The following is a 2933-nucleotide window of genomic DNA, read 5'->3' on the forward strand; positions in this document are numbered from 1 at the left end:
GGTCGCGGTGTTCGTCCTCGTCGCGTCGGCGGTGCTGCCGATCGTGTCGCTCCTGGACGGGCGCCTGCGCATCGACCCGTGGGTCGACGGCAGCGGCGCCGAGTACGTCTTGTGGGCCCTCGCGTCCATCGTCATCCCCCTCGCCCTCGCGACGGCGCTGGTGGTGGTGCGCGCGCGTTTCACGGTGCGCGCGACGGCGAGGGCCGCCCGCGCCGTCGCCCTCGTGGTGGGTGCGGCCTTCGTCGTGTGCGCCACGACCCTGTTCGTCGTCGAGTCGATCGGCAGACGCGCCTTCGACCGCGAGGTGTCCGTCGCCGACCTCCTGCTGCTGACGCTGCGGCGATTCCTGCCCCCGGCTTTCACCCATCCCGGAGGCTCGCCCGCCTTCCCGCACAGCGGCCCCGCGCTGTTCGCCTACCAGTGGATCGGCGTGCTGTTCTGGGCGGTCGTGATCGCCGCGATCCTCTGGCTCTTCCGCCGGATCCAGCGTCCCGACGTCGACGGCGACGGCCTCTACCGCGATCTGCTGCGACGGGGGAGCGACACGCTCGGCTTCCTCGGCACGTGGGAGGGCAACCGTCACTGGTACTCCGCCGATCGCACCTGCGCGGTGGCCTACCGACTGGTGGGCGATGTCGCCCTCGCCGTCGCGGACCCCCTGGCCCCGGCCGGCCGACGGCCGGAGGCCTTGCGGGCGTTCACCGACTTCTGCGTCGACCAGGGCTGGATCCCCGCGTTCTACAGCGTCCACGCCGACACCCTCGCGGATCTCATCGACCTGGGCTGGCGCAGTGTCCCCGTCGGGGTCGAGACCGTCATGGACCTCCCCGGCCTGACCTTCGCCGGCAAGACCTGGCAGAAGGTGCGTCAGCCCCTCACCCGGGCCGAGCGCGAGGGCTATACCGCCGTATGGTCCCGGTGGAGCGAGCTGACCGTGTCGCAGACGTCGCAGGTCGTCGCGATCGACGAGGAGTGGGTCGCCGATCGCGCCCTGCCCGAGATGGGCTTCACCCTGGGGTCGCTCGACGAGCTGCGCGACCGCGAGGTACGTCTGCTGCTCGCGGTCGGCCCCGACGACCGCATCGAAGCGGTGACGAGTTGGATGCCGAGCTGGACCGACGGTGAGATCACCGGGTGGACGCTCGACTTCATGCGGCGACGCACCGACGGCCCCAACGGCATGATGGAGTTCCTCATCGCCAAGGCCGCGCTGCAGCTGCAGGAGGAAGGGGCCACGGTGCTCAGCCTGTCCGGCGCTCCGCTGGCGGACGACCCCGACGAGCCGACCGACGGGGATCCTGCTCCGCTGCGGGCCCTGCTGCGCTGGCTCGCCGAAGTGCTCGAGCCGGCCTACGGGTTCGCTTCGCTGTTCCGCTTCAAGGGCAAGTTCCGTCCGCGCTACCGCCCGCTCGCCCTGGCCTACCGCGATCCCCTGCAGTTGCCCGGCATCGGCGCGGCCGTCGGGCGCGCGTACCTGCCGGACGCGTCGCGCCGCGAGATGGTCGCGCTCGCGCGCACGGCCTGGGAGGGGCGACGGTGAACAAGTTCGTCCTGTCGTTCGAGCTCATCGACTCTCCCGTGCTGGCGATCAGCACGGCCGTCGCCGCCCTCGCCCTAATCGTCGTCGTCGTGCTGCCTCGCCGCCGGCTGCTGCTGTCGGGCGCCGTCGCGGCGGCATCCGGGGTCGTCATGTTCGTCGTCACCAAGACCCTGGAGTCGATGGACATCTTCCAGGGGCCGCTGCCGCACGGGGCGATCTGGTGGGCGACCGGGGCGGTCGCGGCAATCGGTGCAGGAGTGCTCGGTATGTTCCGAGCCCCCTGGCTGCGCCGCACCGCGTGCGTTGTGACGGTGCTGGCCTCCCTGCTCGCGGGCTCCCTCGGTGTCAACGCCTCCTACGGTGTCACGCACAATCTCGCGGCGATCCTGGGGGTGCAGGCGCTCGACCCCGCTTCGCTACCGCCTCAGGACGCGGTCGTGGGTGATCCCGCGACGCTCTACCAGAGCTGGACGCCGCCGGCTGACATGCCGGTGAAGGGTTCGGTCAGCGCGCTCACCGGCGCGACAAAGATCCCCACGGGCCAGTACGCCGCTCGCGATGCGTCTCTCTACCTTCCCCCCGCCGCGCTCGGCGCCAACCCCCCGGCTCTGCCGCTGCTCGTCTTCATGATGGGACAGCCCGGGTCGCCTGATCCCACGGCGCTGGCCAAGGCTCTCGATGCCTTCGCCGCGAAGAACAATGGGCTCGCTCCGATCGCCATTGTCGTGGACCAGTTGACCGCGCCCGACCGCGATCCCGCATGCGTGGACTCGGCGAAGTTCGGCGCCGTCTCGACCTACATCAATCAGCTCGTCCCCCAGTGGGCGGCGAAGAACCTCAATATCGTCAGCGACCACCGCTACTGGACAATCGGGGGCTTCTCCAACGGCGGCTCGTGCGCGGCGCTGTACGGCGCGAAGCACCCCGACGTGTGGGGGCAGATGCTCGATGTGATGGGCAACGAGTTCCCGGGATCCGAGCACGTCAGCCAGACGGTCGCCGACGTGTACAACGGTGACGCGGCCGCCTTTCAGGCGGCCAAGCCCTCCGTGATCATGGCGGCGGCGGCTCCGGGAACCTACACGGACCACAACGCCATCTTCACCTGGGGCAGCGCCGACACGGTCTTCGGCCCCGGACAGCTCGCGAACTCGCAGGCGGCGAAGGCGGCCGGCTTCACGACCTCGACCTACATCGTGGACGGCGGAGGACATACGGGTGAGACGCTCGACGCGAGCCTCGCGTGGGCCATCCAGGCGCTCGCGCCGGCTCTCGGTCTGGCCGCGCCGGCATCCTGAGATCCCTCCGCGGGCCATGCCCGCGCGGAGTCCGGGCACGTTCGGTGTCGCCGCGACGCGGTCGCCTGTGCATCCGGCGCTCGTCGCGTGGCCGG

The 2933-nt window shown here is 70.9% G+C and carries 2 protein-coding genes; both read left to right on the plus strand.

The features are described from left to right. A partial coding sequence (locus QZ433_RS04420; protein ID WP_295780200.1) for a bifunctional lysylphosphatidylglycerol flippase/synthetase MprF occupies positions 1-1540 on the plus strand: 1540 nt, incomplete at its 5' end. Beyond that, a complete protein-coding gene (locus tag QZ433_RS04425; RefSeq protein WP_295780201.1) occupies positions 1537-2838 on the plus strand; it encodes an esterase in 1302 nt (433 codons plus the stop codon). The genes QZ433_RS04420 and QZ433_RS04425, both read left to right, overlap by 4 nt. Positions 2839-2933: the final 95 nt, after the last annotated feature.

The sequence above is a fragment of the uncultured Microbacterium sp. genome (assembly GCF_913776565.1).
In the GTDB taxonomy this organism is placed as follows: domain Bacteria; phylum Actinomycetota; class Actinomycetes; order Actinomycetales; family Microbacteriaceae; genus Microbacterium.